Annotated in this window: 4 protein-coding genes; all 4 read left to right on the forward strand. The window is 34.4% G+C overall.

The genetic code is table 11. The annotated features are described in order from the left end of the window. Positions 1–266: 266 nt before the first annotated feature. The 4 genes from PHP06_10630 to PHP06_10645 all read left to right on the forward strand — a co-directional run bounded on the left by PHP06_10630 (position 267) and on the right by PHP06_10645 (position 4,343). On the forward strand, positions 267–623 hold the full coding sequence (locus tag PHP06_10630; protein MDD3840996.1) for a hypothetical protein: 357 nt from the start codon (positions 267–269) through the stop codon (positions 621–623). Positions 624–752: 129 nt separating this feature from the next. Continuing rightward, positions 753–1,358, forward strand: coding sequence for a tyrosine-type recombinase/integrase (locus PHP06_10635; protein ID MDD3840997.1), 606 nt, complete (start codon positions 753–755; stop codon positions 1,356–1,358). 118 nt (positions 1,359–1,476) lie between these two features. After that, positions 1,477–3,300, forward strand: a complete 1,824-nt coding sequence (locus PHP06_10640; protein MDD3840998.1) for a hypothetical protein — start codon at positions 1,477–1,479, stop codon at positions 3,298–3,300. Between the two features lie 248 nt (positions 3,301–3,548). Then, positions 3,549–4,343 carry an alpha/beta hydrolase gene (locus PHP06_10645; GenBank protein MDD3840999.1) on the forward strand — a complete coding sequence of 265 codons (795 nt, stop codon included), beginning with the start codon at positions 3,549–3,551 and terminating at the stop codon, positions 4,341–4,343. Positions 4,344–4,536 lie beyond the last annotated feature (193 nt).

A 4,536-nucleotide genomic window follows, 5' to 3' on the forward strand; every position in this document is an offset into this window, starting at 1 on the left:
GAAGCTTATGGAAGCTATATTTGAGTCTGCTGAAAAGGGCCAGGTTGTAGACTTTGAGTAATCGAACAATAGAAAAACTATCTTAATATAGGCTTAAAGTTTAAGGGGAGCTAAAGGCTCCCTTTTTCGTTCGCCTTATTTTCTAAAGTAGCCCTAGGACATACCTAGCATGTTATGGTGGCAAGAGTAAACGAAAATACTTGCACATCAAAATGTATATGGTATAATATGCATATACAGTGTACAAATATCGGATGTGATCAATTATGGTAGAGGTTAAAATTACTCAATCATACAAACTGTCACTGTCTTTTAAATATGACAAAAGGACCATTGATAAAATAAGGTCTATAGAGGGCAGGAAATGGGATACCCTTAATAAATATTGGACTGTTCCCAATAACATTAATTCTATTAACGCTATCAGAGGATTGTTTAAAAAATCTGAGATAATTGATCAAACGAGTCTAGTTTATAACGATAATAAAGTTAAGGATATAACCTCCAAACAACCATTGTTAAAGAAAGTTGAAGATGAGCTGAAAATCAGAGGATATAGTTCTAAAACTATCAAAAGCTACAAAGGTCAGATAAGAAGATTCATAGAGTACCATGAAAAGTAACCTTATGCTCTAGATAAGCAGGACATAGATAACTACCTACTGCATCTGCTGGGTTCAAAAGATATTTCACATTCTTATGTAAATCAGATAGTTAGCGCCATCAAGTTTCTTTATAAGAATGTATATAATATGCAAAATATTTGTATAGACTTGGAAAGACCTAAAAAAGAGAAAAAGCTACCTGAAATATTGAGTAAAAACGAGATTTCTAAGTTATTAAAGGCTGTGAAGAATTTAAAACATAAAGCGATTTTATATTTAGTTTATTCAGCAGGACTTAGAGTAGGCGAGGTAGTAAAATTAAAACCAACTGATATTGATAGTGATAGGATGCTTATACACATAATTCAGGGGAAGGGCAAAAAAGACAGATACACTATACTTTCAGAGACTGCACTAAGTATACTTAGACAATATGTGAAAGTATACAAGCCTGAGCATTGGTTGTTCCCGGGACAACATCCTGATAAGCATCTTACGGAAAGGTCAGTACAAAAGGTGTTTGATAATGCACGAATTGACGCTAAAATCCGAAAGGATGTATCTGTACATAATCTTAGACACTCATTTGCCACCCATTTACTCGAAGGTGGTGTAAACCTAAGATATATCCAGGAGCTACTTGGACATTCTAGTTCAAAAACCACTGAGATTTATACCCATGTAACACAGAAAAATCTAAGCAATATCATAAGCCCACTAGATACTATAATGATGAATAAAGAAGAGGGTTAGCCATAGTGGGGATATACGAAATACTTCGCTAATCCCACCATTTTTAAGGGTATTCACGAACCATAAGTTCGGGAATGCAATAGTTATGCGATATGCTAAGAAAAACAGTTAAATTGAGGTGGAACTATTGCCAAATACACCTAGACTTGAAGAAAGAGTTTATACACTTAAAACGTGCTTTACAAGTTCTCTAATGAATCGTGTATGGCAAGCTTACGTAAAAATTGGTCTAAGAAGTCAAGGGTTGCTTGATTTGCATGATTATTATGATTTTCATAGGAATCGAGAGGCTTTAATTGAGATCATAAAAAACCAAATATTGGATGGGAATTACAGACCAAAACCACCTCATATTATCCGGGCTGAAAAAAAATATGGTTTATGTAGACACTTACAAATACCAACTCCCGAAGATGCTATTGTTTTACAGGCACTTGTTGAAACGTTAGCTCCGATTATTAAAGCTAATCAACCTACGGAAAGAGCCTACTATAGTCGTAGCCACAGCGCGTTTATCGGTGAAGAAAGTATTGATGGTTCTTTTCCATATCCTTGGTTTAAGTTGTGGCCAGAGTTTCAGAAAAGAATTTATAAATTTACGTCTACTTTCAAATATTTAGTAGTGACAGATATCGCAAACTACTTTGATAACATCTCTTTTGATCGCCTTCGTAATGTTATTTCTAGCTATGGAAAATTCGATGAAGTACTATTAGATTTTCTTTTTTATATGCTGGAATCTTTTGTCTGGAGACCGGATTATTTACCAATATCAGGAGTTGGTTTGCCACAAGTTAACTTCGATGCTCCTAGATTATTAGGTCACGCTTTTCTATTTGAAATTGACCGATATTTAAATATCGAAACAGACGGAAATTTTGTAAGATGGATGGATGATATTGATTTCGGGGTAAATGATTTAAAAAAAGCTAAGAAAATTTTAAAAGGGCTGGATGAGTTACTCCTTACACGTGGTTTAAGATTAAATATGGGAAAGACAAAAATACTTTCTTCTTCAGAGGCAAAAGAGTATTTTCTTCCCGACGAAAATCGATATATTTCGATAATGACGGAAAGAATTAAACGTAAAATTGCTAGTGGAGCAGCGATTGACCTGGAGAAAAAACTAATCAGAAAGAGGTTCAAAAGATTTTTAAAAAGGCCAAACGTGGGGCGATGGGAAAAAGTTTATAATAGATATTTTACGATTGCCGGTAATATGAAAGACAGATATTTAGAAAAATACGTTCCTGAATTGTTATTAAACTACCCGGCTATGAGAGGGTCAATTTTCAGGTATTACACAAAGTTAGGATATAATTTAACACGATTCAATCATCTTAAAGAATTTATTGAAAGCGATCATTGTTTAGACGACACCTCGTTTTTTTCAGTGGCAAAGGTTATTGTTGATTGGAAGATACCCCCAGGCTCAAAAATACGAGATGAAATAGTTGACATAGCAATAAACACCGTTAAAGGAACTCCTGCCAAATTGGTTGCGAGTATTTGGCTGCTTGCTAAATATGCCTCGAGTTACGATTTGGCAAAATATATAGGGAAACATACGAGTGTGTGGAAATACTCTACCTTTTTATCCAGACAAGTGGCAGCAACTACTCCTAAAATTAGAAAAATGGAAAGTCAATTTAAACTTTTAAAGAAAACCTTATCTGAGGCAGGTCAATTAGATGCCTTACGAGTTATGCGCCATTTTGATGAACTAAGAAAAATGCAACCTCTAAAATCTCCGGAAAAGTTGTACTTAATGCATGGAAAAAGGAAAGTTAAAACATATCCGTTATTTAAATATCTTATTTTATTGGATTTATTATCTTGCACAGAGGTTGAACCAAATATTAGGCGTGAACTAAGAAATGAAGTATTACCACGTATACCAGATCCTCTTTATTTAAAGGAGTTGGAGAAGATAAAAATTTAGTTAAGACAATAAGGCACATCGCATAACACGGCATTGCCGCTTCGGGCCGTCGGAAGCTAAATCATGATGCCGGACAAGCAAGTTATTCATGCAGCCGACGCAGCCACATCGATTCGCCGAGCGCGGTCGCGCTAAGGCTCATCGACGTCGGCAATGCCAAACGTTAGATGATAGTTCGTACTGGTATAAAACTACAAATTAATGATTGTTTATATGATTTTACAAATAAACAAAATTTGGTGATAAGGATGGTAGATAAAAGTAATATGGAGCTATGTAGAATTATTCTCAAAATATTTATGTGGATATTGATTGTAGGCTTTGTCTGTAACTTTGTAATGCAGACAATAAGCTATTCCTTCTATAAAAGTGCAAAACAAATGAAAGAGATTGATTTCACTCCTAAGTATATTCAGTTCAGCGAAAAACTTTCTGGGTATGGCTATAGTCTTACAAGCGAATCTGAAAATATTATTCTATTTTTTGGTGGTTCAAACTATATTGCCTATAATTCAGTCGGATGCTTTGGTGGGATTTTTGATTGCCCATTTATATCTGCTGATTTTTATGGAAGTCAGAACAGTAAAGGTAAAATGAATTTAAAATCAATTCAGAATACGGCTATAGACTTGTATGATTGGGTAAAGATAAATTATCCCGATAAAAAGATAGTTGTTATGGGACATAGTTACGGAACAGGAGTAGCTGTTTATCTTGCAAGTGTAAGAAATTGCGATAGCCTTGTTCTTATGGCGGCATATCGCGATTTGTCAGATTTATATAACAAGATAATTCCGATTTTTCATGGACCTGGTGAAGTTTTCTTATCAAATAATATTAGGCTGATTGATTATGCTCAAAATGTTATATGTAATACCTACATAATCGGCTCAAATTCAGATAAAACATTAAGTACAAGCTTACAATATAAAGTAAAAGATTGCTTTTCAAATGCACGGATACAGATATTTGATGGTGTTAACCACGAAAACTATTTGAAAAGTGAGCAAGTAATAAAATTTATAAACGAGATACTTCCGTAATTTGTAATTCTAATTTTTGTTACGGTAATAAGAATGATATGCAGTTGGATTACTTCATATTCTTCATATATTCTGAGGCATGAAGACTGAATTAGAAGATAACGATAATTTCCGTACAAACCATCATCTAACAGAGTGTTCCAAACATCCATCAGTATTTCGGGGCGGGCTTCGTGAAAGCTGATGGACGTCG

The organism is Clostridia bacterium (assembly GCA_028698525.1).
GTDB lineage: Bacteria > Bacillota > Clostridia > JAQVDB01 > JAQVDB01 > JAQVDB01.

Bases quoted from the DNA above. Each gene is read 5' to 3' on its own strand.
- PHP06_10630 (MDD3840996.1), top strand. From the start codon at position 267: ATGGTAGAGGTTAAAATTACTCAATCATACAAACTGTCACTGTCTTTT.
- PHP06_10635 (MDD3840997.1), top strand. From the start codon at position 753: ATGCAAAATATTTGTATAGACTTGGAAAGACCTAAAAAAGAGAAAAAG.
- PHP06_10645 (MDD3840999.1), top strand. From the start codon at position 3,549: ATGGTAGATAAAAGTAATATGGAGCTATGTAGAATTATTCTCAAAATA.